This window comes from Mycobacterium montefiorense (assembly GCF_025823255.1).
Taxonomy (GTDB): domain Bacteria; phylum Actinomycetota; class Actinomycetes; order Mycobacteriales; family Mycobacteriaceae; genus Mycobacterium; species Mycobacterium montefiorense.
On sequence record NZ_JACKVL010000007.1, the window covers coordinates 271,720 to 297,125 of the forward strand.

Here is a 25,406-nt window from a genome sequence, read left to right on the forward strand (position 1 = left end):
TATGCGGCGGCAAGGCAAGTCCCCGACCGATTGGGCGGTTTGTGTGTACTGCGCGTCGGGACCGACGCATCCCGAATTGCTTGACCTGGCTGGCGAACTCGGCGAAGCGATAGCCGAGCGGGGCTGGACTTTGGTGTGGGGTGGCGGCCACGTTTCGGCGATGGGAGCGGTGGCCAGTGCGGCGCGCGCACGCGGCGGCCGGACTGTCGGCGCGATCCCCGAACAGTTGGTCCGGCGCGAGCTCGCCGACAAAAATGCCGACGAGCTGATCGTCACTGACACGATGCGCGAACGGAAGCGGATCATGGAGGACCGCGCCGACGCGTTCATCGTGCTGCCTGGCGGTATCGGCACCCTCGACGAGCTGTTCGAGGCGTGGACGACGGGCTATCTGGGTATGCACGACAAGCCCGTGGTGATGCTGGACTCGTGGGGGCATTACGAGGGCCTGTGGCTGTGGTTGAACGGATTGCTCGATAGCCGCTACATCTCGCAGGTAGCGATGGACCGGCTGGTGCTGGTCGATAAGGTGGGTGCCGCAATCGAGGCGTGCGCCCCTGACTGAGGTTGGCTGCGTCTAGGGGAATCGAGGGAGCACGTGTCCGACCACGCCAGGGGAACACGTAGACGGATCGGCCTGACCGATATCGCGTCCGGGCTGCCGGGCGTACTGGCCGACCTGCCGGTGATAGTGCGTGGCACGCTGACCGGGCTGTTCGCCCAGCCCAACTCCAACAAGTCGATCGGCAGCGTCTTCCAGGAGCGGGCTGCTCGCTACGGCGACAAGGCTTTCCTCAAGTTCAGCGACCAGCAGCTGACCTACCGCGAGGCCAACGCGGCCGCCAACCGGTACGCCGCAGTACTGGCCGCGCGCGGCGTCGGCCACGGCGACGTCGTCGCGATCATGCTGCGCAACTCGCCCCAGACCGTGCTGGCGATGCTGGCCACCGTCAAGTGCGGCGCTGTCGCCGGCATGCTCAATTACCACCAGCGCGGCGAGGTGCTGGCGCACAGCCTGGGCCTGCTCGACGCCAAGGTGCTGATCGCAGAGACCGACTTGGTCAGCGCCGTCGCCGAGTCCGGTTCGGTGGGCACCGCCAGCACCCTGACCATCGAAGATCTGGATCGCTTCGCGGCGGGCGCGCCGGCCACCAACCCGGATTCGGTGGCGGCCGTCCAGGCCCGAGACACTGCCTTCTATATCTTCACGTCGGGCACCACCGGCTTCCCCAAGGCCAGCGTGATGACGCATCTGCGCTGGCTCAAAGCGCTCGCGGCGTTCGGCGGGCTGGGGCTGCGACTGAAGAGCTCCGACACCCTGTACAGCTGCCTGCCGCTGTACCACAACAACGCGCTGACGGTCGCGCTGTCGTCGGTGATCAACTCCGGGGCGACGCTGGCGCTGGGCAAGTCGTTTTCGGCGTCCCGGTTCTGGGACGAAGTCATCGAGAGCCGGGCCACGGCCTTCATCTACATCGGCGAGATCTGCCGCTATCTGCTCAACCAGCCGGCCAAGGACACCGACCGCAAGCACCAGGTGCGTGTGATCGCCGGCAACGGATTGCGTCCGGAGATCTGGAAGGAATTCACCAAGCGGTTCGGCATCACGCGGGTGTGCGAGTTCTATGCCTCCAGCGAGGGCAACACGGCCTTTATCAACATCTTCAACGTGCCCGGGTCGACGGGTATCGCGCCGATGCCGCTGGTGTACGTGGAATACGACCCCGACACCGGTGCTCCGCGGCGCGACGACAACGGCCGGGTGCGCCGGGTGCCGGCCGGTCAACCCGGTCTGCTGCTCAGCCCGGTCAACCGGCTGTAGCCGTTCGACGGCTACACCGACAAATCGTCGAGCGAAAAGAAGTTGGTGCGCAACGCTTTTCGTGACGGCGACTGCTATTTCAATTCCGGCGACGTGATGAGCCCGCAGGGCATGCGGCACGCCGCGTTCGTCGACCGGCTCGGCGACACCTTCCGGTGGAAGGGGGAGAACGTCGCCACCACCCAGGTCGAGGCGGCGCTGGCGTCGGACAAGGCCGTCGAGGAGTGCACGGTGTTCGGCGTCGAGGTGCCCCGCACCGGCGGACGCGCCGGGATGGCCGCGGTTCAGTTGCGCGAAGGCGCTCAGTTCGACGGCAAGGCGCTGGGCCGCGCGGTGTACTCCCAGCTGCCCGCCTACGCGCTGCCGCTGTTCGTGCGGGTGGTCAAGACGCTGGAGCACACCACGACGTTCAAGAGCCGCAAGGTGGAGCTGCGCGAGCAGGCCTACGGCCCGGACGTGAAGGACCCGTTGTACGTGCTGGCCGGGCGTGACGAGGGCTATGTGCCGTTCTACAACGGATACCCCGATGAGGTGGCGGCCGGTAAGCGACCTCAAGGCTGAGGCCTTGGGGGAGCGCGCCGGCCAATCTAGCTCGAGCCGGTAAGCGACCGCAAGGCTGAAGCCCCCGCGGTGACCGGGCACTATGGACGGGTGCAGTCAACTCTGTGCGGCCGACCCGTCGCCGCGGATCGCGCGTTGGTCATGGCGATCGTCAACCGCACACCCGACTCGTTCTACGACAAGGGTGCGACCTTCAGCGATGACGCCGCCCGGGCCGCGGTGCATAAGGCCGTCGAGGATGGCGCCGACGTCATCGACTTGGGCGGCGTCAAGGCGGGCCCGGGCGACAATGTCGACGCGAACATGGAGATTGCCCGGCTGGTGCCGTTCATCGAATGGCTGCGCGGCGCCTATCCGGACCAGCTGATCAGCGTCGACACGTGGCGCTCCGAGGTGGCCAGACTGGCCTGCGCGGCCGGCGCCGACTTGATCAACGACACCTGGGCCGGCGTCGACCCGGCCTTGCCAGAGGTCGCCGCGGAGCTGGGCGTCGGCCTGGTGTGTTCGCACACCGGCGGCGCGCAGCCGCGCACGCGCCCGTTCCGGGTGAGCTTCGGCACCACCACCCGTGGCGTGGTTGACGACGTGATTCGCCAGGTCACCGGTGCTGCCGAGCGGGCGGTCGCGGCCGGGGTGGCAGCCGAGGGGATACTGATCGACCCGGCGCACGATTTCGGCAAGAACACCTTTCACGGGCTGGTCCTGTTGCGCCACGTGAGCGAACTTGTTAATACCGGGTGGCCCGTGCTGATGGCTTTGAGCAACAAGGACTTCGTCGGGGAGACTCTGGGGGTGGAATTGACCGAACGTCTCGAGGGAACCCTGGCTGCCACCGCGCTGGCGGCCGCCGCCGGCGTGCGGATGTTCCGGGTACACCAGGTCGCGGCCACCCGGCGGGTGCTGGAGATGGTGGCCTCGATCCAGGGCACCCGCCCGCCGACGCGCACCGTGAGAGGACTCGCATGACGGCGTCGGAGCTGCTCGCCCGCGGTGCCATCGCGGCCCGGCCCGGTGACATTTGGCTATCAGACTGCAGCTCGAGTCGTCCCGGCGCGACCCTGGCACAGCTAGCGGAAGCCAAGGCGGGTCGCACCATTTCGGTGGTGCTGCCGGCACTCGACGAGGAAGAGACCGTCGCGTCGGTGGTGAACAGCATTTCACCGCTGGTTGACGGGTTGGTCGACGAGCTGGTCGTGCTGGACTCTGGCTCCACCGACGACACCGAGATCCGGGCCATCGCGGCCGGGGCCCGGGTGGTCAGCCGGGAACAGGCCCTGCCCGAGGTGCCGACCCGGCCCGGCAAGGGCGAGGCGCTGTGGCGCTCGCTGGCGGTTACCAGCGGCGACATCGTGGTGTTCGTCGACTCCGACCTGGTTGACCCGCACCCGATGTTCGTGCCCTGGCTGGTCGGCCCGCTGCTGCTTGGCGACGGTATTCACCTCGTCAAGAGCTTCTACCGGCGGCCCCTGAAGGTCAGCGAGGTCGGCGACGGCTGCGATGCGGGCAGCGGCGTGGCACCGACCGGCGGCGGGCGGGTCACCGAGCTGGTGGCCCGGCCGTTGCTGGCGGCGCTGCGACCGGAACTCGGCTGCGTGCTGCAGCCACTGGGCGGCGAATACGCGGCCAGCCGCGAACTGCTGACCTCGCTGCCGTTCGCGCCGGGCTACGGCGTGGAGATCGGGCTGCTGGTCGACACCTTTGACCGGTTGGGCCTGGACGCGATCGCCCAGGTCAATCTCGGCGTGCGGGCGCACCGCAACCGGCCGCTGGGCGAGCTGGGCGCGATGAGCCGCCAGGTCATCGCGACCCTGCTGTCGCGGTGCGGAATTCCCGACTCCGGCGTCGGACTGACCCAGTTCGTCGCCGATGCCGACGGGTACACATCGCACACCTCGCCGGTGTCGCTGGCCGACCGGCCGCCGATGAACGGGGTTAGGCCCCGATAGGACCCACGCTCGCTGTCCTGTCGGCGGCATAGGGCACTATCGATTCCGTGGCGTTGGTTTTGCTCTACCTCGTGGTGTTGGTGCTGGTGGCGATCGTGCTGTTCGGTGCGGCAAGCCTGCTGTTCGGACGCGGCGAGCAGTTGCCGCCCTTGCCGCGGGGAACGACGGCGACGGTGCTGCCCGCATACGGCGTCACGGGCACCGACGTCGACGCGGTCAAGTTCACCCAGGTGCTGCGCGGCTACAAGACCAGCGAGGTGGACTGGGTGCTGGACCGGCTGGCCCGCGAGCTCGAGGCGCTGCGGGGTCAGCTTGCGGCGGTCGACGCCGCCCCGGCCGCCCACGAAGCAGGCGATGTCGTCGACGCGGTGAAAAGCGAGGATGCGGCCCATAGCGAGGATCTGGCGTGACCGATGACGGGCGGATTCGCTGCAGCTGGGCGGTGGGTAAGCCCGGACCCGACTTCGACCTGTACCGCGACTATCACGATGAGGAGTGGGGCCGCCCGTTGCGCGGCCGGGTGGCGCTGTTCGAGCGGATGAGCCTGGAGGCGTTTCAGAGCGGCCTGTCGTGGTTGACGATCCTGCGCAAAAGGGAGAATTTCCGGAGCGCCTTCTGCGGGTTCGACATCGAGAAAGTTGCTCGCTTTAGCGACGCTGATGTGCAACGGCTGATGGCCGACGCGGGCATCGTCCGCAACCGGGCGAAGATTGACGCGACGATAGCCAACGCACGCGCGGTGGCCGAGTTGGGAACATCGGAAGACCTGTCCGACCTGCTGTGGTCGTTCGCGCCGCCGGCGCGGCCCCGTCCGGCCGACCTATCCCAAATTCCTTCCACCACAGCCGAATCCAAGGCCATGGCTAAGGAACTCAAACAGCGCGGATTCCGCTTCGTCGGCCCGACCACCGCCTACGCGCTGATGCAGGCGACCGGAATGGTCGACGACCACATCCGCGATTGCTGGGTCCCCTCGCCCAGGTGAGGGCCCGGGCGATCCGGCCCGGCAAACCAGGGCGGCAGCGCTCGAGAAGGCGCTAGGGACGGGTCTTGTGCATTTAGTGACCCTAATAGTGAACAATGGAGGGGTGAATTGGCAGTTCAATGTCGGGTATGGCTGGAAGTCTGCTGGCGGGGCTAGCTCGCCGCCGTCCAGGCTCGCGTGGACGAGCCAACTCGAATCTGGAGGGAGCACTCGATGGCGGCGATGAAGCCCCGGACCGGAGACGGTCCTCTGGAAGCAACTAAGGAGGGGCGCGGCATCGTAATGCGGGTACCACTTGAAGGTGGTGGCCGTCTCGTCGTCGAGTTAACACCCGACGAAGCCGCTGCTCTGGGCGACGAACTCAAGGGCGTCACCAGCTAAGTCCGCCACACCGAAGGTGTCGGCAACTACGAACACACCTTCCGGTAGATCTCCAGGGTCTGCTCGGCGACGTGCGCCCAGGAGAATTCCTCTATGCACCGCCGGCGTCCGGCGTCCCCGTAGCGCTCGGCTTTCGCCGGGTCCGCGACGAGTTCATTGACTGCATTTGCCAATCCCGTCTGATATCCGATCGGGTCGTCGGCGTTGTAGTGCACCAGCGAGCCGGTGACTCCGTCGACGACCACCTCCGGTATCCCGCCGACATCGGAGGCCACCACCGCGGTGGCACAGGCCATCGCCTCCAGGTTCACGATTCCCAGCGGCTCGTATACCGACGAGCACACGAAAACTGTCGCCGCCGAGAGTATTTCGCGTAGCTCCCCGACGGGAAGCATTTCCCGAATCCAGAACACTCCGGTGCGGGTACGGGCGAGTTCTTCGACCGCGGTACGTACTTCGTCGGCGATCTCCGGGGTGTCGGGGGCGCCCGCGCACAGCACCAGTTGCACATCCGGGCTGAACTGGTGTGCGGCGGCCACCAGGTGGCCAACGCCCTTCTGCCGGGTGATCCGCCCGACGAATGCCACCATCGGCCGATTCGGGTCGACGCCGAGCTCGGCGAGCACCGAGCCGGTCTGCGCCGGCCCGGCCGGGAACCAGACGTCGCTGTCGACGCCATTGCGGACGACGTGCACCTGGCTTGGATCCAGAGTGGGGTAGACCCGCAGCACGTCCTCGCGCATTCCGGCGCTCACCGCGATGACGGCGTCGGCCGCCAGCACCGCGGTGCGCTCCACCCACGTCGACACCCGGTAGCCACCGCCGAGTTGTTCGGCCTTCCACGGCCGCAGCGGTTCCAGCGAGTGCGCGGTCAGAATGTGGGGAATGTCGTAGAGCATCGCGGTCAGGTGCCCGGCCATGCCGGAGTACCAGGTGTGCGAATGCACGACCGTGGCCTGCGCCGCGGCTTCGGCCATCACCAGGTCCGCGGACAGGGTGGACAGCGCGGCGTTGGCATCGAGCAAGCGGGGGTCGGGCTCGTGCGCAATGGCGCCCGGGCGGGGTGCACCCATGCAGTGCACGTCGACCGTGCACAGTCGGCGCAGCTGGGCGACGAGCTCGGTGACGTGGACGCCTGCTCCCCCGTACACGTCTGGTGGGTACTCCCGAGTCATCATCGCCACCCGCATACACCGCACCGTAGTTCGCGCGTGACACCGCCCGCGAGTCGGATGGGAAAGCGGCTGGTGATTCGGCGACGCCGCCGCGCGCCGGGCACCACGATCGATTACGGTGAGCGGCGCATCACGTTTGCCAAATACCTTGACGGACAGCCCGTCAGAACACCGGCCGGGGGGATTCCCCCTGGCAGCGGTTCGCGACGGCCGATAGGTTTGGAGCCATGAGGGAAGCACCACACGTGCTGGGCATCGTCCTGGCCGGCGGTGAGGGCAAGCGGCTGTATCCGCTGACCGCGGACCGGGCCAAGCCCGCAGTTCCCTTCGGCGGCGCCTATCGGCTGATCGACTTTGTGCTTTCCAACCTGGTCAATGCCCGCTATCTGCGGATCTGCGTTCTCACGCAATACAAGTCGCATTCACTCGACCGTCACATTTCGCAGAACTGGCGGTTGTCGGGTCTGGCCGGGGAGTACATCACCCCGGTGCCCGCGCAGCAGCGCCTCGGCCCGCGCTGGTACACCGGCTCCGCCGACGCGATTTATCAGTCGCTCAACCTGATCTACGACGAAGATCCCGACTACATAGTGGTTTTCGGTGCCGACCACGTGTACCGGATGGACCCAGAGCAGATGGTCCGCTTCCACATCGACAGCGGAGCCGGCGCGACGGTGGCCGGCATCCGGGTTCCGCGGGCCGAGGCCTCCGCATTCGGCTGTATCGACTGCGACGAGTCCGGCCAGATCCACAGCTTCGTCGAGAAGCCGCTGGAGCCGCCGGGCACACCCGACGACCCGGATACCACATTCGTCTCGATGGGCAACTACATCTTCACCACCAAGGTGCTCGTCGACGCGATTCGTGCCGACGCTGACGACGACCACTCCGATCACGACATGGGTGGCGACATCATTCCGCGTTTGGTGGACGACGGGCTGGCCGCTGTCTACGACTTCAACGACAACGAGGTGCCCGGTGCCACCGACCGCGACCGGGCCTACTGGCGCGACGTCGGGACGCTGGACGCGTTCTACGACGCGCACATGGACCTGGTGTCGGTGCACCCGGTCTTCAACCTGTACAACCGGCGCTGGCCGATTCGCGGCGCGACCGAGAACCTGGCGCCGGCGAAGTTCGTCAACGGCGGCTCGGCCCAGGAGTCGGTGGTCGGCGCGGGCAGCATCATCTCGGCAGCCTCGGTGCGCAACTCGGTGCTGTCGTCGAACGTGGTGGTCGACGACGGGGCGATCGTCGAGGGCAGCGTGATCATGCCGGGCACCCGGGTCGGCCGAGGCGCCGTGGTACGCCACGCGATCTTGGACAAAAACGTCGTGATCGGACCCGGCGAAATGGTCGGGGTGGATCTGGAAAAGGACCGGGAACGCTTCGCGATCAGTGCGGGCGGCGTGGTCGCGGTGGGCAAGGGTGTCTGGTTGTAATCGCGCTACCAGACGTAGGGCAGCAGTCGGTATCGCACCTGCTGCGCATACTCGCGGTAGCCGGGCAATTGTTCGGTCAGCAGTTTCTCTTCGTCGAGGATGCGCAAGACGATCACCGCCTGCCCCGGGATGACGAATAAAAGTCCCCAATACGAGCCGAGCGCAAGCGGGATGCCGATCATCATGACGAAGTTGCCGGCGTACATCGGGTGTCGCACCAGCTTGTAGACCCCGGCGGATACCAGCGTCTGGCCCGATTCCACCGTGACCGTGGCTGCCGCGTAGGAATTCTGGATGACCACCACCATGGCGATACCGAGGCCGATCGCGACTAGGACATCACCGAGCACCGACACCCAGCCGGGCACTGACGACCAGTGCATCCGGTGGTCGTAGGCACTGAAGACCAGCATCGCGGTCAGACTCGCAAACGCGCCAGTGATGACCACCTTCTGCAGGGTCCTGCCTTCGGCGAGTGGACCGCCGTGCATGCGGCGCTGCAGCGCAGCGGGGTTCGTCCGGGCCAGGTAGACAGTCGGGAAGACCGTCACCGCGACGAAAGTGGCGACGAAAAGCCATGCCTGCCAATAGTCGAGCGTGCCGGCCGGGAGGAACAGCAGCAAGCAGATTATGGCCATCCCGATGACCGATGACGCGGTCGCGCGAACAGCGGTGTTCATGAGCGCAGATCCCGCCACCGGAATGCCATGGCGCCCAACGTGATCAATGCCGCATCGACGGCCAGCAGCCACAGGAGGGGCACTGCGGTGAAGCTGCCGCCGACCCGCGGAACATGCGCGAAGGGCTCGAGATCAAGCACCCACTGCGGGAAACCCGCCAACGAACCGATCAGATACAAGGCGATGAACCCGATCAGCACGCCCCACGCCACCGGGGCGAACCGTGGCGCGAGACCGAACAATCCGACCGTCACGGCCGTTGCCAACCAGACGGCCGGCAACTGGACGGCCGCGGTGCCGACAACGATCGCCAACTTGCCGCCGACGTCGCCGGCCGCGACGCCGTAGACGAGCCCGCCGGTCGCCCCGGCGAGCAGCATTGCCACCGCGGAGCCGAGCAGGGCGAACACCAAATGGCTTGCTAGCCAATGCATTTTCGAGACCGCTCCGGCCAGCGTCGTCTCGGCTCGCAGGCCGGCTTCTTCCTGGTGCAGTCGCAGCGTGAGCGAGATGGCGAAGGCGGAAGCCACCATGCCCATCATCGCGAATGCCACCGCGAGGAAGGCCTCCTCCAAAGCAGTGGTGCCGCCCATCCGCGCGACGATGTCGCGCGCCACACCGTCGCCGATCTCGTCACCGATGCCTTGCGCCACGCTGCCCATCACCAGGCCATACAGGCTCAGACCCACCGTCCACAGCAGCAGTGCGCCGCGATCCAGCCGCCACGCCAGCCCGAAGACGTTGCGCAGTCCCGGCGACGCGGTGGGTGGGCCGGCACGCTCGGCGACCAGCCCGGCGCCGACGTCGCGCCCGGCGAGCAGCCGGTATGCCATAACGGTGAGTACGGCCGCGGTGACCAGGTGCAGCAGCAGCACCCACCAGTGATCACCCGCGTACGGCCGCACCTGCAGCGACCACCCCAGCGGCGAAAGCCAGGACAGCGTGCCGGAGCTGGCATCACCGATGGCGCGCAGCGTGAACGCGGCCCCCAGCACGGAGAAGGCGGTGCCCCGGGCGAACCGTGCGCTCGCCGACAGCTGCGCGGTCACCGCGGTCACCGCTGTGAACACCATGCCGGTGCCGGCCAGTGCGGCGCCGAACGCCAGCGATCCGCCCTGGGCGACGTTGGTGGCGAACAATCCCGTCGCGCCGATCGCGCCGGTGGCAATCGAGGCCCCGAACGACAGGATCAGCGCCGCGGTGAGACTGGCGTACCGTCCGACCCCGGTCGAGTCCACCAGTTCGGTCCGGCCGCTCTCCTCGTCGGCGCGGGTATGCCGGATCACCGTGAGAATGACGGCGACCGCGATCAGCACGTGGAACATCCCGGCCTTCCAAATACCCACCGCGCCAAGGCTGTCGTTGTAGACCTGTCCGTAGAGCGCGCGTTGGGCCGGGCTGGCCATGATCGACGCCGCGAACCCGGCGCGGGCGGCTTGGGTGGGGTAGACCTTCTCGATCGATCCGACGTAGACCGTCGCCAACGGCAGCGACAGCAGCAGGACCCATAACGGCAGCGAGACCCGATCGCGGCGCAGATAGAGCCGCAACATCCCCAGCGTTGCGGTGAAATTCGAACTACGTTGCGGGGCAAAGTGTCCCGGTCGATCCATGATTGCGGTGCTCATTATGCCGAGACCTTCTTGTCGGTCCGCCCGGTGTCGTAGTGACGCAGGAAAAGCTCCTCGAGCGTCGGTGGCTGGCTGATCAGGCTGCGCACGCCGGCGTCGCCCAGCACCCGGATGAGTTCCCCGAGGCTATCGCTGTCGACCTGGGCCCGCAGCGTGTTGCCCTCCACGCTGATGTCCTCGACTCCCTTGATTCGGGTGAGATCGCCCGGATCACCAGTCATTTCGGCCTTGATGGAGGTTCGGCTCAGATGCCGCATCGAGTCCAGCGAACCGCTCTCGATGGTTTTGCCGGCCCGGATGATGGTCACCGTTTGGCAGAGCGCTTCCGTTTCGGCCAAGATGTGGCTGGACAGCAGCACCGTCACGCCACGGTCGCGAGCCTCGGCGACACACTGCTGAAAGACGTTCTCCATCAACGGGTCCAGTCCGCTGCTGGGCTCGTCCAGCAGCAACAGGCTGGCCTGCGACGAGAACGCGGAAATCAGCGAGACCTTTTGCCGGTTGCCCTTGGAGTAGGTGCGCGACTTCTTGGTCGGGTCGAGGTCGAAGCGCTCGATCAGCTCCGCGCGACGCGTGTCGTCGATACCGCCGCGCATGCGGGCCAGCAGATCGATCGTCTCGCCGCCGGACAGTGACGGCCAGAGTGTCACATCTCCTGGAACATAAGCAATTTGGCGGTGTAATTCGACGGCATCGGTCCACGGGTCGCCACCCAGCAGCCGCGCGCTTCCGCTGTCGGCTTTCACCAGGCCCAACAGCACGCGGATGGTGGTGGACTTGCCGGCGCCGTTGGGGCCCAGAAAGCCGTGTACTTCACCTTGACGCACCGTCAGCTCGAGGCCGTCCAACGCCCGCACCGCACCGAAGGTCTTGGTGAGGTTCCGGATTTCGATGGGTGCGATATCAGCTGGCATGTGATCCTCCTTGATCTTCTGCGGCCAGGAACGCGTCGTACATGTTGCTGTCCGCCATCAATCCGTCGGTGTAGATTTCCAGCGCGGGCAGCACCATATCGCGGGCGTAGTCGCGAAGGACTGCCCGCAAATCTGTTGGGGTTGGATGCATTTGGATATAGAGCAGCAGGCCGCCGCCTGAAGTGATGGCCAGAAATTTGGCCCTGGCCTTCGGATCGCGGCTCGGCTTGATCGTTCCGGCGCGCACGCCGTCGGCAAAGTATTCCTCGGCATTGTCAATCATTCTCTGCCACAACATCATCGCCAGCTCTCCGCCGGTCTGCAGGCTGCGCACCACGTAGCCCGTCAGCGCCGCATAGGACTCGATCTCCGCCATCTGCCCCAGCCAACTGGCCGGGTCGTTGGATGTGAGCGCCTCCGACTTGCTGTCGCGGATCTCCTCGGCGACGAAGTCGTCGCACGCCTTGCGCAGGCCTTCCTTGGAGCCGAAGTGATGAATGACCAGTGCCGCGCTGACGCCCGCGGCCTCGGCGATGGTGCGCAGCCCGACGGCGAACCCGTGCTGGGCGAACTGCTCGATCGCCGCTTCGCGAATTCGGGCGGCGGCGGTCAGGTCGGCTGAACGCATGTTTAGGAGACTAAACGCGCGTTCAGCCGAAGGTCAAGGGGACACCCGGGAAGGGGTATGGAAATGAAATCAGCGCGAGGGATCAGTTGGCGCGTCCGGCCACGCCAGCACCGCACGGCGGCGCCGAGCGTGCCTGGTCGGCTAGTCGCGCACCGCGGCCAACACGCCGTCGCCGAGCGGCACCAGCGCGGGGGTTAGGCGCTCATCCTCGGCGATCAGACGGGCGGCCTCGCGGACCGCAACCACCTCGGTGTCGCGCGCCGCGGGATCACCGGCCCGACCGCCCAGCGCCGAGCCGTGCACGACGATGATCCCGCCGGATCGAAGCAGCCGCACGCCCTCGACGACGTAATCGGGCTGGTCGATCGGGTCGGCGTCGACGAACACCAGGTCATAGGACTCGTCGGCGAGGCGGGTGAGCACTTCTTGAGCGCGCCCGCTGATCAGCCGGGTGCGCGACGGGCCGATGCCGGCCTCGGAAAAGGCTTGCTTGGCCATCCGCAGATATTCGGGCTCGATGTCGATCGTGGTCAGTACGCCGTCGTCACTCATCCCCGACAGCAACCACAGGCCGCTGACCCCGGCACCGGTTCCGACCTCCGCGACCGCTTTGCCGCCGCTGAGCTTGGTCAGCAGACTCAGCAGCGCGCCGACTGCGGGTGTGACCGCCCGGGCACCGATGTCGACGGAGCGTTCGCGGGCAGCCGCCAGGATTGCGTCCTCTGATATCGATCCCTCCGCATGCGCGGAGAGCGATTCGGCCCGACTGGGGGCCGCCTGGCCGGGGGTTTCTTCGTCGCTGCCGTCCATGCCCGCAGCGTATTCCATGCCGGGGCGCGGTCCGGCAGGCGCGCCTGAGCCGGCCCGTTTCCGACACGCCCGGGAAGGCCGGCGCGGCCTAAGTCACTCCACTACCGATCCGCCCTGCGTATGCCAGGTAACGATATGGTTTCTCAGCCAAACCTCAGATTGCTCCTATACCGCGCATACGCCGATACGCGACGGTGTCGGTATGGAACGTGGAGGACGTTGGATGGGGAATACGGATTGGCAACTTCGCGTTGCCGGCGATGACGAACTGCCGCTACTCGGCAGGGCAAATACTTCGGAGGATTCGATCAACACCACTCTCTTAAGCCCGAGCACTATGTCTCACGCTCAGGAATGTCGCGACGACGAATGGGTCGAGCCGGCGGAAGGGCCGCAGGGGACGGCCGTATTCGACGCGACCGGGGACAAGACGACGATGCCGTCCTGGGACGAGTTGGTGCGTCAGCACGCCGACCGGGTCTACCGGTTGGCCTACCGGCTGTCGGGTAACCAGCAAGACGCCGAGGACCTGACCCAGGAGACCTTCATCCGGGTCTTTCGGTCGGTGCAGAACTACCAGCCCGGCACCTTCGAGGGCTGGCTACACCGCATCACCACGAATCTGTTCCTTGACATGGTGCGCCGGCGCGCGCGCATCCGGATGGAAGCGCTGCCGGACGACTACGACCGGGTGCCGGCCGACGAGCCCAACCCCGAGCAGATCTACCACGACGCGCGCCTGGGGCCCGACCTGCAGGCCGCGCTCGATTCGCTGCCGCCGGAGTTTCGTGCCGCGGTGGTGCTGTGCGACATCGAAGGCCTGTCCTACGAGGAGATCGGCGCCACGCTGGGCGTCAAGCTGGGCACCGTCCGCAGCCGGATACACCGCGGACGTCAGGCGCTGCGCGACTACCTGGCCGCACACTCCGAGCCGGAAGTTCACGCCAAATCGGCTTAGGCCGGTTTTGCACCGCGGCTCACGGGCCGATAATCATGCGATTTCGCGGGATGCATAGCGGTGCTCGGCACGTTGTCGCGCTACATTCGAGGGGTACGTGGCAGCGAAAGGAACTGGTGATGGCCGACCGGGGACATGTGTTCCGTCGTGCGTTCTCCTGGCTCCCCGCGCAGTTCGCCTCCCAAAGTGATGCCCCGGTCGGCGCTCCCCGCCAATTCGGTTCGACCGAACATCTGTCCGTCGAGGCGATCGCCGCGTTTGTAGACGGTGAGCTTCGGATGAACGCGCACTTGCGGGCTGCCCACCACCTCTCGCTGTGCCCGCAATGCGCGGCCGAAGTCGAGGATCAGAGCCGGGCGCGCAGCGCGCTGCGTGACTCCCATCCGATCCGCATCCCCAGCACACTGCTCGGAATGCTGTCGGAGATTCCGCACTACCCGCCCGACGACACGCCATCGCAGGCACCCGACGGTTTCGCTGAGCGCAATATCCGCGACCAGCGCAAGCGCCGGTAGCACCCGGGGTGCCCCAGTTCGTGCGTTCAGGGCGGCCGATCAGCAACCGTGGATACTAGGGTGGACACGAATAACGCCGTGCCTGGTGCTTGCCCTGGACCGGGGCCCTGTGCGAGGCCTGTTTCGAGCATTCAAGTAGAGGATTCAAAAGGGGTAACGTGACCTCCGACCAAGGCAACGACAGCGGCAACAACGGAGGCAACCGCCTGGCGCCGCGCCCGATTTCCCGGCCACCGGTCGACCCCGCCTCGCGTCAAGCGTTCAGCCGCCCGGACGGGCTGCAGGGATCCTTTGTCGCCGAGCGAGTGCGTCCCTCGAAGTACCAGGAACAGACCGAGTTCAGTCCGCACGATCAACGCCGCGACCCGGTGTTAGAAGAGGCGTTCAGCAAGCCGGTCGGCGGCGGCGAGTCACTGCAGCGCCATCCCGTCGACGCCAGCGCGCTGGCCGCCGAGCAGAACGGCTTCGACGAAGACGAGCCCGACGACCCGTGGCGGGACCCCGGTGCCGCGGCGGCGCTGGGGACTCCGGCCGTCGCCCGGGCCGCGTCGCACGCTCCGTCGGGATATGGCGGCAAGCTCGGTGTGCGCGACGTCCTGTTCGGCAGCAAGGTCTCCTACCGCGCGCTGGCGGTACTGCTCGCCATCGCGCTGGCCGTCGGTGCCATCGGCGGGCTGATCGGTCGCAAGACGGCCGAGGTCGTCGACGCGTTCACCACCTCGAAGGTGACGCTGTCGACCAACGGCAATACCGAAGAACCGGCCGGCCGCTTCGCCAAAGTGGCTGCCGCGACTGCCAATTCGGTGGTGACCATCGAATCGAAGAGTGACCAGGAAGGCATGCAGGGTTCCGGCGTCGTCATCGACGGCCGCGGCTACATCGTCACCAACAACCACGTGATCTCCGAGGCCGCAAACAACCCCAGTCAGTTCAAGACGACCGTGGTGTTCAACGACGGTAAGGAAGTGCCCGCCAACCTGGTTGGCCGCGACCCCAAGACCGACCTGGCCGTGCTCAAGGTCGACAACGTCGACAACCTGAGCGTGGCGCGGCTCGGCGACTCCGACAAGGTGCGCGTCGGCGACGAGGTGATCGCGGCGGGTGCGCCGCTGGGCCTGCGCAGCACCGTGACGCACGGCATCATCAGCGCGCTGCACCGCCCGGTCCCGCTGTCGGGGGAGGGGTCCGACACCGACACCGTCATCGACGCCCTGCAGACGGACGCCTCGATCAACCACGGCAACTCCGGTGGTCCGTTGATCGACATGGATTCTCAGGTGATCGGCATCGACACCGCAGGAAAGTCGTTGTCCGACAGTGCAAGTGGGCTAGGTTTCGCGATCCCGGTCAACGAGGTCAAGTCGGTGGCGCAGACGCTGATCAAAGACGGAAAGATCGTGCACCCGACGCTGGGCGTCAGCACCCGGTCGGTGAGCAACTCGATTGCCGCCGGCGCTCAGGTCGCCAACGTCAAGGCAGGCAGTCCCGCGCAGAAGGGCGGAATCCTGGAGAACGACGTCATCGTCAAGGTCGGTAGCCGTAAGGTCGCCGACTCCGACGAGTTCGTCGTCGCCGTGCGACAGCTGACGATCGGGCAGGACTCGCCGATACAGGTGGTCCGCGATGGTCGCAACGTCACTTTGACCGTCAAACCCGACCCCGATAGCGGGTAGATGTTCGGGAACCTGAGCTGGGAGCACATCCTGGTCCTCGTGGTGGTCGGGCTGGTGATCCTCGGGCCGGAGCGGCTTCCGGGGGCGATCCGTTGGACGTCAACCTCGCTTCGGCAGGCGCGTGACTACCTCAGTGGGATGAGCAGCCAGCTGCGCCAGGATCTCGGGCCCGAGTTCGACGACCTGCGTGCCCCGCTGAGCGAGCTGCAGAAACTGCGCGGGATGACGCCGCGCGCGGCGCTGACCAAGCACCTGCTGGACGGCGACGATTCGTTCCTCACCGGCAATTTCGAGCGGCCGGTCAATGGAACGCCGCCGCAGCCGTCGGCCGGGCCGGCGGTGGGGCCGACTGGCAGCCCGGCGCTAGGGACCCCCCAGCACGGCCCGGCGCCGTTCGACTCCGACGCGACCTGAATCTCAGTGTCGGGTCGGGTCGAGCCCGAGCGACACGCCTGCCAACCCACGCTTTCGCGCCGACAGCTTGTCGGCGACACCGCGCAGCTCCTTGGCCACCGGCGAATCGGGTGCGCTCAGCACGATCGGTACGCCCGAATCGCCGGCCGCGACCAGCGCCGGGTCCAGTGGGATCTGCCCCAGCAGCGGCACATCGGCGCCGACCGCCCGGGACAGTCGCTCGGCCACCTGCTCGCCGCCTCCCTCGCCGAATACCTGCATGGTCGAGCCGTCCGGCAGGACGAGCCCCGACATGTTCTCGACGACGCCGACGATGCGCTGGCGGGTTTGCAGCGCGATGCTGCCGGCCCGCTCGGCGACCTCGGCGGCGGCCAGCTGCGGCGTGGTCACGACCAGGATTTCCGCGTTGGGAATCAGCTGAGCCACCGAGATGGCGATATCACCGGTCCCGGGTGGCAGATCGAGCAGCAGCACATCCAGATCGCCCCAGTAGACGTCGGCCAGGAACTGCTGCAACGCCCGGTGCAGCATCGGTCCGCGCCACACCACCGGGGTGTTGCCCTCGGTGAACTGGGCGATCGAAATGACCTTCACCTCATGCGCGATCGGCGGCAGGATCATCGACTCCACCTGGGTGGGCCGGTCGGTGGTGCCCATCATCCGGGGGATGGAGTGGCCGTGGATGTCGGCATCGAGCACGCCGACCGACAGGCCACGGGTCGCCATCGCCGCAGCCAGGTTGACGGTGACGCTGGACTTGCCGACGCCGCCCTTGCCGGACGCAACCGCATAGACCCGGGTCAGCGAGCTGGGCTGGGCGAACGGGATGACGGGCTCGCGAGCGTCGCCGCGCAGCTGCTTGCGCAGCTCGGTGCGCTGCTCGTCGTTCATCACGTCCAGGCTGACTTTCACCGCCCCGGTGCCGGGCACGTCGGCGACGGCCTCGCGGACGCGCTCACTGATTTCGGCCTTCTTCGGGCAGGCCTCGGTGGTCAGGTAGATCCCGACGTGTACGCCGCCGTCGGGCTCCACGTCGATGCCCTTGACCATCCCGAGTTCGGTGATGGGACGCCGCAATTCGGGGTCGATCACCTTGCCCAGTGCGGTGCGGATAGCAGCGTTGAGGTCGGCTTGCGAACCAGCGGAGTCATGACGAGACATCACCGCCGAGTGTAGGCGGCTCGGCAACCGAGCGACTGGCAGGCGTCAGCCGGGCGGAGCCGGCGCCGGCGCCGGCGGCCCAAACGGCTGCTGTGGCGGGGCGAGCGGTCCGAACGGCTGTGGCGGCGGGGCCGGCGGTCCGAACGGCTGTGGCGGCGGAGCCAACGGTCCGAACGGCTGCGGCGGCATGCCGGGTGCGCCCTGCGGCGGGGTTTGCGAGCTGATGCAGATCACCGTGCACCCGGGCGTGTGCCCCTGTGACACCGGCGGGCTGGGCGGCGTCATCCAGGGGAACATCGGCTGCGTCGGGCTGACCTGGGCAGGCTGGCCGGTCAGGTCGATCAGCGGCATCCGTGCCATCGGGTCGTCCTGGGGCAAGCCGATCATGTTGATCGGCAGGCCGGGTCCGAGTCCCTCTGGATGCTCGTCGTGTGCATTGCCGAGCGGCGGCGGTGGTCCGGTGATTGGGGGCAGGTCGACCGGGACCACGCCGGTGGCGTAGGCCGCGGCCCAACCCAGCACGTTCTGTGCGTAGGCAGCCGAGTTGTTGTAGCGCAGGATCGCGGCCATGACCTGTGCCGGGTCGCGCAGATTCAGCCCGCCGCTGCACAGGTAGCGGGCCGCCGTCAGCGTGGAGTCGAACAGGTTCTGTGGGTCGGCAATGCCATCGCCATCGCCGTCGGCGGCGTAGCGGGCCCAGGTGCCGGGCAAGAACTGCATCGGCCCCATCGCGCGGGCGTAGGTGACGCGGTTGCCGGCGCTGCTGGAGATGATCACCTCGTTGCCGGGCAGCGTGCCGTCCAGCGCGGGACCGTAGATCGGGTTGACTGCGGTGCCGCGGGCGTCGACGGCGCCGCCGCCGGCGTGGCCGGACTCGATGCGCCCGATGCCGGCCAGCAGGTTCCAGCTGACGCCGCAGGCTGGGTCGGAGAAGGCCATTTTCTGTTCGGCGTTGCGATAGGCGGACAGCGCCATCATCGGAATGCCGAGCGCGCCAGGTGCACTCACCACTCTCGGCGGTGGCGGTGCGGACGCGGCGCCCGCCGCGACGTGGAAGGCGGTCGGTGCCCGGTCGATGGCGATGACTACCGGTCCGGACAGGTCGGGGACGGTCGGGGACACGGCGGCGACCGGGGTGATCACGGCGTGCACCGACGGGATGGGGCTCTTTCCGTGTCCGCGTATCGGCTCGGGCGTGGCGCCGACGGCACCCGCGAACACCAGCGGACTGATCACCGCCACGCTGAATGCCTGTGCCCGACTTACCGGAAGCCTCCGCTTCCGCACCGACGCGACGACCGGGTGTGCACCCGAACGACCCCCTATGCGCACTCCACCGTCCTAAGTATTTGGGCCGTCAGAAACCCTGTGAGCTGCCGGAAACCTCTTCTTAGCATCGTGAACTAGATCACCATACATAACTCTTGTGACGGGAGTGGCGCAATGGTGGATCCGGTATTCACGTGGATCTCTTACTGGTCAGCAGTACGCCCTCACCGGCGTGCCGGGCGTTCGTCCGCCGGGATCTGCACGTCCAGACCGGTCAGCAAGGCGCGCAGTTCCTCCAGCTCATCGCGCAGGTATTCACGGGTGACGACTTCGCCGATGGCCAGCCGCAGGGCGGCCAGCTCACGGGACAGGTACTCGGTGTCGGCCTTGGTCTGTGCGGCGCGACGACGATCTTCTTCGAGTGTGACCTGGTCCCGGTTCTCTTGACGGTTCTGGGCCAGCAGGATCAGCGGCGCGGCATAGGCGGCCTGTGTCGAGAAGGCCAGATTCAGCAGAATGAACGGGTACGGGTCGAACCGCCATTCGGCCGCGATCAGGTTGATCGCGATCCACACGATCACGATGAGGGTCTGTATCAGCAGGTAACGGCCGGTACCGAAGAACCGCGCGATGGCCTCGGTGCTCTGCCCGACCGTCTCGGGATCAAAGCGCAGTGAGATCCCACGCGATGTCCGCGGGGTGTACAGCCGCCGCGGTGCCGCCGGTTTGCTCACGAGGCCCCCTCAGTTGCTTCGGCGCGCGCGATGCCGGCGCTCACCTCTTGGGCTGCCGCGCGCCAGTCGTGCGGCAGTAGGTGATCCAGCAGGTCATCCACGGTGACCGCGCCCAGCAGGTGGCTCGCGGCATCCACGACGGGTCCGCATACCAGGTTGTAGGCGGCGAAGTAGCGGGTCACAGCCGCCAGTGTGGTCTCCGGGCTCAGGGTGAGCAGGTCACTGTCGACGATCCCGCCAATCAGCTCGCTCGGCGGTTCGCGAAGCAGCCGCTGCAGCGGAACGCAGCCCAGGTACCGCCCGGTGGGCGTGGCCGTCGGCGGTCGTGCCACGAACACCATCGACGACAGTGCCGGCGTGAGGTCGGGATTGCGGACCAGCGCGAGGGCCTCGGCGACCGTGGTGTCCGCGGTCAGCACCACCGGATCCGACGTCATCAAGCCGCCAGCGGTGTCGGGGGAGTGCTTCAAAAGCCTTCGTACCGGGGCGGATTCGTCGGGGTCCATCCGGGCCAACAACAGCTCGGCATCCGTGGGATTCAGCTCGCCGAGCAGGTCGGCGGCGTCGTCGGGGTCCATCTCCTCGAGCACGTCGGCGGCGCGTTCGGTGCCCAGCTGCGACAGCGCATCGGCCTGGTCCGACTCCGGCAACTCCTGCAGGATGTCGGCCAGCCGCTCGTCGGTCAGGGCCCGGAACACCTCGGTGCGCCGCTTGGCCGGCAGCCCACGGATAGCGTCCGCTACGTCGACGGCGCGGCGTCCCTCGAATTGGTTGAGCAGCTGGGCCACCGCCTGACCGGGCATCGCCAATGCCGACGGCGTCAATCCGTGCACGCTCTGCCAGTCGACCACGTGGGCAGGCCCGCGCCGTCGGAGTCGACGGTGACTGCGCACGGCGATCCTGGTCACCAGCCAGTCTCGGGTCCGGGATTGCTCGATGCCCAGGTCGGTGATCACGACATCGCGGCCGACCAGCTCCGGTAGTTGCGGGTCGTTGACCGCGACCGGGGTGTCGAGAATCTGTCCGATCGCCAGGACCTCGCCCGGACGCTGTTCGAAGTGACGCAGGGACACGCTTCCTGTGTTGAGCGTCACCGCGTTGGGCTCGATCGCGGCGACCCGCAAAATCGGGATGAAGATGCTGCGGCGGGTCGCCAAGTCGACAACCAGCCCCAACACCCGCGGTTGCTGGCGAACAATGCTGATGCTGATCACGACATCGCGGATACGCCCGAAGTTCTCGCCCATTGGCCCCAACACCAACATCCGCGCCAGCCGCGCGATGTACACCCTGTTGACCGATGCCATGGGAAAGAGCCTAGGCAGCTAGGCGCGTGACGGCAGCGAACCCGCTCTGGTGAGCCCCGCTAATGCGAATGCACCGCAAAAATCATGACGATCAGACCCACGATCAGGGTCGCGACGCCGATCACAATGCCGGCGACGGCCGTGCCGTAGCCGTCCTGGCGCGTCCGCTTGATCTGGTCGATCGCGATAATGCCCAGCACGATGGCCGCGATTCCGCCGATGCAGCAGAACAGGCCGGTAAACGACGCGATCAGCGACGCGATCGCCATCCCGTTTGTCCCGGGTGCCGCGACCTCCGCGGACCAGTAATCGCCCTTATACCCCGGCGCCGGGTAATAGCCGCCGGGATAGGGCGCAGCGCCGTAGCCGGGTGGCGGGCCACCGAATTGCGGCGGGCCCGGCGGGTAGGCCGAGCCGCCATGGCCGGGCTGCTGGTATCCGAAGGGCGGGGTGCCCGGTGGGTAGTCGAGTGGAACGTCGGGCGAGTACGGCGGGGGCGGATAGTCGGCTGGTGGCGGTGATGCCGGGTAATCCCAGGGCCCTGCCCAACCCGGCTGCTGCGGGTGCTGCCCACCGGCCGGGTGTGGCTCAGCGGCATCCTCGCCGCTGGCGCCGCCGGGAGCTGTCATGGTGTTCAACCTAGCCTGCAGGCTGCCTCGATAGGGTGGGAGGGCCGAGGTGAAACTATGGTCTCGGCAGAGGAGAATGAGCCGAAATGACTAGTCCGTTCCAGCCTGGCCAAGTCCCCGGTGCGACGCCCACGGGCGCGGCCTCCGGGCGCCGCGGGGTGCCGCAGTTGCCGACTCCGCCCAAGGGCTGGCCGGTGGGCTCTTATCCCACCTATGCCGAGGCGCAACGCTCCGTGGACTACCTATCCGAGCAGCAGTTCCCGGTGCAGCAGGTGACCATAGTCGGCGTCGACCTGATGCAGGTGGAACGGGTTACCGGCCGGCTGTCATGGCCCAAGGTGCTCGGTGGCGGTGTGCTCAGCGCGGCCTGGCTCGGGCTGTTCATCGGGTTGGTGCTCGGCTTCTTCAGCCCGAACCCGTGGGGTGCGCTGGCGACCGGGTTGGTCGCCGGGGTGTTCTTTGGCTTGATCACATCCGCTGTTCCGTATGCAATGGCACGTGGCACCAGGGATTTCAGCTCGACCATGCAGTTGGTCGCCGGCCGTTACGACGTACTCTGCGATCCGCAGAACGCGGAGAAGGCCCGGGATTTACTTGCGCGCCTGGCGATCTGACGGCCGGATGAATTGGTGGTGAGTCGCCGGGCACGCGTGCGCCGAGTGGGCGCCGTCGTGCTGGCGATTCTGACTGTCGTGTCGATGCTGCCGGCTTGCGGGGCGGTGAACACCGGGCTGGTGATCACCTTCTACTCCCCGGCGGCCGATGGGGCGACGTTCGCCGAAGTTGCCCGGCGCTGCAGTCAAGACTCCGGTGGCCGATACACCGTCGCACACGTCAGTCTTCCCAGAGCCCCTGGTGCGCAACGGCTGCAATACGCCCGCCGGCTCGCCGGTCATGACCGCACGCTGGACGTGATGTCGCTGGACGTCATCTGGACCGCGGAGTTCGCCGAAGCGGGCTGGGTGCTGCCGCTCTCCGACGATCCGGCCGGACGGGCGGAGGCCGACGTAGCCGTCGACACTTTGCCGGGTCCGCTTGCGACCGCCGGCTGGAAGCACAAACTCTACGGCGCGCCCCTCACCACCAACACCCAATTGCTTTGGTATCGATCAGATTTGGTGCATCAACCGCCGCACGACTGGAATGGCATGGTCGCCGAGGCGGCCCGCTTGCACGCCGCCGGACAGCCCAGCTGGATCGCCGTGCAGGCCAATCAGGGCGAGGGTTTGGTGGTGTGGTTCAACACGCTGCTGGTCAGCGCCGGCGGCCAGGTGCTCTCCGAAGACGGCCAGCACGTCACCCTGACCGACACTCCTGCGCACCGGGCCGCCACCGTCAACGCGCTGCGAATCCTCAAGTCGGTGGCCACCGCGCCGGGAGCCGACCCGTCGATCACCCGCACCGACGAGAGCACGGCGCGGCTGGCCGTCGAACAGGGCAGAGCCGCACTGGAAGTCAACTGGCCGTATGTGCTGGCGTCGATGCTTCAGAACGCGGTCAAGGGTGGTGTGAACTTCCTTCCGCTCAACCGCAATCCGGCGCTGGCCGGCAGCGTCAACCAGTTCGGGACTTTCGTGCCCAACGACGAGCAGTTCGGCATCGCGTATCAGGCCGCCCTGTCGGTGTTCGGCTTCGCGCCTTACCCGCCTGTGGTGCCGGGCCGGCCGGCCAAGGTGACGATCGGGGGGCTGAACCTGGCGGTGGCCAGCACGAGCCGTCATAAAGCTGAAGCGTTCGAAGCGATCAGATGCCTGCGCAGCCTGCAGAATCAGAAGTACATTTCGATCGACGGCGGTCTGCCCGCGGTGCGGACGTCGCTGTACTCCGACCCGCAATTCCAGGCGAAGTATCCGATGTACACCATCATTCGCCAGCAGTTGACCGATGCCGCGGTGCGTCCCGTGACGCCGGCCTACCAGGCGGTGGGGATCCGGCTGGCGACCACATTGAGCCCCATCACCGACATCGACCCCGAGCGCACGGCCGACGAACTGACCACGCAGGTGCGCAAGGCCATCGACGGTAAAGGGCTATTGCCGTGAATACCACGGTGCCCCGACTCTGGAACCGTCCGCCCGAGCAGCGACTGGCCTTCATCCTCGTCGCGCCGGCGGCAACGCTCATGGTGGCGGTGACGGCTTATCCGATCGCCTACTCCATCTGGCTGAGTCTGCAGCACAACAACTTAGCCACCCCGAACGACACCAGGTTCATTGGACTGGGCAATTACCAAACGGTCCTGACCGACCGGTATTGGTGGACGGCGCTGGCGGTGACGCTGGCCATCACCGTGGTTTCGGTGTCGATCGAGTTCGTGCTGGGCCTGGCGCTGGCGCTGGCGATGCACCACACCCTGTTCGGCAGGGGCCTGGTTCGCACCGCGGTGCTGGTGCCGTACGGCATCGTGACGGTGGTCGCTTCCTACAGTTGGTACTACGCCTGGACGCCGGGCACCGGCTATCTGGCCAACCTGCTGCCACAAGGCAGCGCGCCGCTCACCGAGCAGATTCCGTCGTTGGGCATTGTCGTCATCGCCGAAGTCTGGAAGACGACGCCGTTCATGTCCCTGTTGTTGCTCGCCGGATTAGCGCTGGTTCCAGAGGATTTGCTGAAAGCTGCGCAGGTTGACGGGGCCAGTGCCTGGCGGCGGCTGACCAGAATCATGTTGCCGATCATCAAGCCGGCGGTCGTGGTCGCGCTGCTATTCCGGACCCTGGACGCCTTCCGCATCTTCGACAACATCTACGTGCTGACCGAGGGCAACAACAACACCGGATCGGTGTCGATCCTGGGCTACGACAACCTTTTCGAAGGCTTCGACGTTGGACTGGGCTCGGCGATCAGCGTGCTGATCTTTGCATGCGTCGGCGTCATCGCGCTGATCTTCATCAAGGTATTCGGTGCCGCGGCACCGGGTGGTGACGTAGATGGACGCTGAGTTGACGGGCGCACGGCGCACGGCGATATGGGCCGTCATCAATACCTCGGTCGTGGTGTACGCCCTGCTGCCGGTGCTCTGGATTCTCAGCCTGTCGCTCAAGCCAACGTCAACTGTCAAGGACGGCAAGCTGATTCCGTCGGCGGTGACACTGGAAAACTATCGCGGTATCTTCCGTGGCGACTTGTTCGCCTCGGCGCTGATCAACTCCATCGGGATCGCGTTGATCGCCACCGGTATCGCGGTGCTGCTGGGCGCGATGGCGGCCTATGCGATCGCCCGGCTGAACTTTCCCGGCAAGCGACTGCTGATTGGTTCGACCCTGCTGATTACCATGTTCCCGGCGATCTCTTTGGTGACGCCGTTGTTCGAAATCGAACGCTGGATCGGGCTTTTCGATACCTGGCCCGGGCTTATTCTGCCCTACATCACCTTTGCTTTGCCCCTTGCCATTTACACGTTGTCGGCTTTTTTCCGGGAGATCCCGTGGGATCTGGAGAAGGCGGCCAAGATGGACGGCGCCACCCCGGCGCAGGCCTTCCGAAAGATCGTCGTCCCGCTGGCGGCGCCCGGATTGGTCACTGCGGCGATCCTGGTATTCATATTCGCCTGGAACGACCTGCTGCTGGCGTTGTCGCTGACTGCCACCAAGGCGGCGATCACGGCGCCGGTGGCGATTGCGAATTTCGGAGGCAGTTCGCAATTCGAGGAACCAACCGGATCGATCGCGGCCGGTGCCATCGTGATTACGGTTCCGATCATCGTGTTTGTTCTAATCTTTCAACGACGGATTGTCGCCGGGTTGACCTCAGGCGCCGTGAAGGGATAGCGCG

Annotated in this window: 25 protein-coding genes and 2 pseudogenes; 16 read left to right on the plus strand and 11 right to left on the minus strand. The window is 66.7% G+C overall.

Annotated features, from left to right (window positions below; translation table 11 throughout):
- Position 1: 1 nt before the first annotated feature.
- The 7 genes and pseudogenes from H7K34_RS05900 to H7K34_RS05930 all read left to right on the plus strand — a co-directional run bounded on the left by H7K34_RS05900 (position 2) and on the right by H7K34_RS05930 (position 5,695).
- The gene (locus H7K34_RS05900; protein WP_264060868.1) at positions 2 to 565 is read left to right on the plus strand and encodes a TIGR00730 family Rossman fold protein; all 564 of its coding nucleotides are present in this window, start codon (positions 2 to 4) and stop codon (positions 563 to 565) included.
- Between the two features lie 33 nt (positions 566 to 598).
- Positions 599 to 2,383 (plus strand): annotated as a pseudogene (gene fadD6 / locus H7K34_RS05905) (long-chain-acyl-CoA synthetase FadD6).
- A gap of 90 nt (positions 2,384 to 2,473) precedes the next feature.
- Positions 2,474 to 3,349, plus strand: a complete 876-nt coding sequence (gene folP / locus H7K34_RS05910) for a dihydropteroate synthase (protein WP_372510692.1) — start codon at positions 2,474 to 2,476, stop codon at positions 3,347 to 3,349.
- Positions 3,346 to 4,329 carry a glucosyl-3-phosphoglycerate synthase gene (locus tag H7K34_RS05915; RefSeq protein WP_264060869.1) on the plus strand — a complete coding sequence of 328 codons (984 nt, stop codon included), beginning with the start codon at positions 3,346 to 3,348 and terminating at the stop codon, positions 4,327 to 4,329. The genes folP and H7K34_RS05915 overlap by 4 nt, the downstream gene beginning before the upstream one ends.
- A 47-nt stretch (positions 4,330 to 4,376) precedes the next feature.
- On the plus strand, positions 4,377 to 4,739 hold the full coding sequence (locus H7K34_RS05920) for a DivIVA domain-containing protein (protein WP_264060870.1): 363 nt from the start codon (positions 4,377 to 4,379) through the stop codon (positions 4,737 to 4,739).
- Positions 4,736 to 5,314: a DNA-3-methyladenine glycosylase I gene (locus H7K34_RS05925; RefSeq protein WP_264060871.1), complete on the plus strand. Its 579-nt coding sequence runs from the start codon at positions 4,736 to 4,738 to the stop codon at positions 5,312 to 5,314. Before H7K34_RS05920 ends, H7K34_RS05925 begins: the two co-directional genes overlap by 4 nt.
- Before the next feature lie 213 nt (positions 5,315 to 5,527).
- Complete coding sequence (locus tag H7K34_RS05930; protein WP_003406247.1) at positions 5,528 to 5,695, plus strand: DUF3117 domain-containing protein; 168 nt, start codon at positions 5,528 to 5,530, stop codon at positions 5,693 to 5,695.
- A gap of 26 nt (positions 5,696 to 5,721) precedes the next feature.
- On the opposite strand, the gene glgA is transcribed toward H7K34_RS05930, so the two are convergent.
- Positions 5,722 to 6,885 carry a glycogen synthase gene (gene glgA, locus H7K34_RS05935; RefSeq protein ID WP_264060872.1) on the minus strand — a complete coding sequence of 388 codons (1,164 nt, stop codon included), beginning with the start codon at positions 6,883 to 6,885 and terminating at the stop codon, positions 5,722 to 5,724.
- A 212-nt stretch (positions 6,886 to 7,097) separates the two neighbouring features.
- Here glgA and glgC point away from each other — a divergent pair, with 212 nt between their 5' ends.
- Positions 7,098 to 8,312 (plus strand): glucose-1-phosphate adenylyltransferase, encoded by a 1,215-nt coding sequence (gene glgC / locus H7K34_RS05940; RefSeq protein ID WP_108921715.1) that lies wholly within the window; start codon positions 7,098 to 7,100, stop codon positions 8,310 to 8,312.
- Positions 8,313 to 8,317: 5 nt separating this feature from the next.
- On the opposite strand, the gene H7K34_RS05945 is transcribed toward glgC, so the two are convergent.
- From H7K34_RS05945 to H7K34_RS05965, 5 genes are all read right to left on the minus strand, one after another.
- Entirely contained in the window at positions 8,318 to 8,992 is a 675-nt protein-coding gene (locus H7K34_RS05945) for a methyltransferase family protein (RefSeq protein ID WP_264060873.1), read from the minus strand.
- The gene (locus tag H7K34_RS05950; RefSeq protein ID WP_264060875.1) at positions 8,989 to 10,620 is read right to left on the minus strand and encodes an ABC transporter permease; all 1,632 of its coding nucleotides are present in this window, start codon (positions 10,618 to 10,620) and stop codon (positions 8,989 to 8,991) included. The genes H7K34_RS05945 and H7K34_RS05950 overlap by 4 nt, the downstream gene beginning before the upstream one ends.
- Entirely contained in the window at positions 10,620 to 11,537 is a 918-nt protein-coding gene (locus tag H7K34_RS05955) for an ABC transporter ATP-binding protein (RefSeq protein WP_264060876.1), read from the minus strand. The genes H7K34_RS05950 and H7K34_RS05955 overlap by 1 nt, the downstream gene beginning before the upstream one ends.
- Complete coding sequence (locus tag H7K34_RS05960; RefSeq protein WP_264060877.1) at positions 11,527 to 12,165, minus strand: TetR/AcrR family transcriptional regulator; 639 nt, start codon at positions 12,163 to 12,165, stop codon at positions 11,527 to 11,529. Before H7K34_RS05960 ends, H7K34_RS05955 begins: the two co-directional genes overlap by 11 nt.
- 141 nt (positions 12,166 to 12,306) lie before the next feature.
- Positions 12,307 to 12,975: an O-methyltransferase gene (locus tag H7K34_RS05965; protein WP_108921746.1), complete on the minus strand. Its 669-nt coding sequence runs from the start codon at positions 12,973 to 12,975 to the stop codon at positions 12,307 to 12,309.
- 202 nt (positions 12,976 to 13,177) lie between these two features.
- Here H7K34_RS05965 and sigE point away from each other — a divergent pair, with 202 nt between their 5' ends.
- From sigE to tatB, 4 genes are all read left to right on the plus strand, one after another.
- Positions 13,178 to 13,933 carry an RNA polymerase sigma factor SigE gene (sigE, locus tag H7K34_RS05970; RefSeq protein WP_264060878.1) on the plus strand — a complete coding sequence of 252 codons (756 nt, stop codon included), beginning with the start codon at positions 13,178 to 13,180 and terminating at the stop codon, positions 13,931 to 13,933.
- Positions 13,934 to 14,052: 119 nt separating this feature from the next.
- Positions 14,053 to 14,448 (plus strand): anti-sigma E factor RseA, encoded by a 396-nt coding sequence (rseA, locus tag H7K34_RS05975; protein WP_108921721.1) that lies wholly within the window; start codon positions 14,053 to 14,055, stop codon positions 14,446 to 14,448.
- A gap of 158 nt (positions 14,449 to 14,606) precedes the next feature.
- The gene (gene htrA / locus H7K34_RS05980) at positions 14,607 to 16,121 is read left to right on the plus strand and encodes a serine protease HtrA (RefSeq protein WP_264060879.1); all 1,515 of its coding nucleotides are present in this window, start codon (positions 14,607 to 14,609) and stop codon (positions 16,119 to 16,121) included.
- Positions 16,122 to 16,535, plus strand: a complete 414-nt coding sequence (tatB, locus tag H7K34_RS05985) for a Sec-independent protein translocase protein TatB (protein ID WP_264060880.1) — start codon at positions 16,122 to 16,124, stop codon at positions 16,533 to 16,535.
- A 3-nt stretch (positions 16,536 to 16,538) separates the two neighbouring features.
- On the opposite strand, the gene H7K34_RS05990 is transcribed toward tatB, so the two are convergent.
- From H7K34_RS05990 to H7K34_RS06010, 5 genes and pseudogenes are all read right to left on the minus strand, one after another.
- Positions 16,539 to 17,723: an Mrp/NBP35 family ATP-binding protein gene (locus H7K34_RS05990; RefSeq protein WP_264060881.1), complete on the minus strand. Its 1,185-nt coding sequence runs from the start codon at positions 17,721 to 17,723 to the stop codon at positions 16,539 to 16,541.
- A gap of 18 nt (positions 17,724 to 17,741) precedes the next feature.
- Positions 17,742 to 19,028 (minus strand): lytic transglycosylase domain-containing protein, encoded by a 1,287-nt coding sequence (locus tag H7K34_RS05995; protein WP_264060883.1) that lies wholly within the window; start codon positions 19,026 to 19,028, stop codon positions 17,742 to 17,744.
- A 161-nt stretch (positions 19,029 to 19,189) separates the two neighbouring features.
- On the minus strand, positions 19,190 to 19,699 hold the full coding sequence (locus tag H7K34_RS06000) for a DUF1003 domain-containing protein (RefSeq protein ID WP_308203135.1): 510 nt from the start codon (positions 19,697 to 19,699) through the stop codon (positions 19,190 to 19,192).
- Positions 19,698 to 21,006 (minus strand): annotated as a pseudogene (locus H7K34_RS06005) (magnesium transporter MgtE N-terminal domain-containing protein); the annotation flags it as partial. The pseudogene H7K34_RS06005 and the gene H7K34_RS06000, both read right to left, overlap by 2 nt.
- A gap of 59 nt (positions 21,007 to 21,065) precedes the next feature.
- Positions 21,066 to 21,635: a DUF4190 domain-containing protein gene (locus H7K34_RS06010; protein ID WP_372510693.1), complete on the minus strand. Its 570-nt coding sequence runs from the start codon at positions 21,633 to 21,635 to the stop codon at positions 21,066 to 21,068.
- An 86-nt stretch (positions 21,636 to 21,721) separates the two neighbouring features.
- Between H7K34_RS06010 and H7K34_RS06015 the strand changes: the two genes are divergently transcribed.
- The 4 genes from H7K34_RS06015 to H7K34_RS06030 all read left to right on the plus strand — a co-directional run bounded on the left by H7K34_RS06015 (position 21,722) and on the right by H7K34_RS06030 (position 25,402).
- Positions 21,722 to 22,249: a general stress protein gene (locus tag H7K34_RS06015; protein WP_264060887.1), complete on the plus strand. Its 528-nt coding sequence runs from the start codon at positions 21,722 to 21,724 to the stop codon at positions 22,247 to 22,249.
- Positions 22,250 to 22,333: 84 nt separating this feature from the next.
- Positions 22,334 to 23,677, plus strand: a complete 1,344-nt coding sequence (locus tag H7K34_RS06020) for an extracellular solute-binding protein (protein ID WP_276059335.1) — start codon at positions 22,334 to 22,336, stop codon at positions 23,675 to 23,677.
- Positions 23,674 to 24,573, plus strand: a complete 900-nt coding sequence (locus H7K34_RS06025) for a carbohydrate ABC transporter permease (protein WP_264060891.1) — start codon at positions 23,674 to 23,676, stop codon at positions 24,571 to 24,573. The genes H7K34_RS06020 and H7K34_RS06025 overlap by 4 nt, the downstream gene beginning before the upstream one ends.
- On the plus strand, positions 24,563 to 25,402 hold the full coding sequence (locus H7K34_RS06030) for a carbohydrate ABC transporter permease (RefSeq protein WP_264060892.1): 840 nt from the start codon (positions 24,563 to 24,565) through the stop codon (positions 25,400 to 25,402). Before H7K34_RS06025 ends, H7K34_RS06030 begins: the two co-directional genes overlap by 11 nt.
- The last annotated feature ends 4 nt before the right edge of the window (positions 25,403 to 25,406 follow it).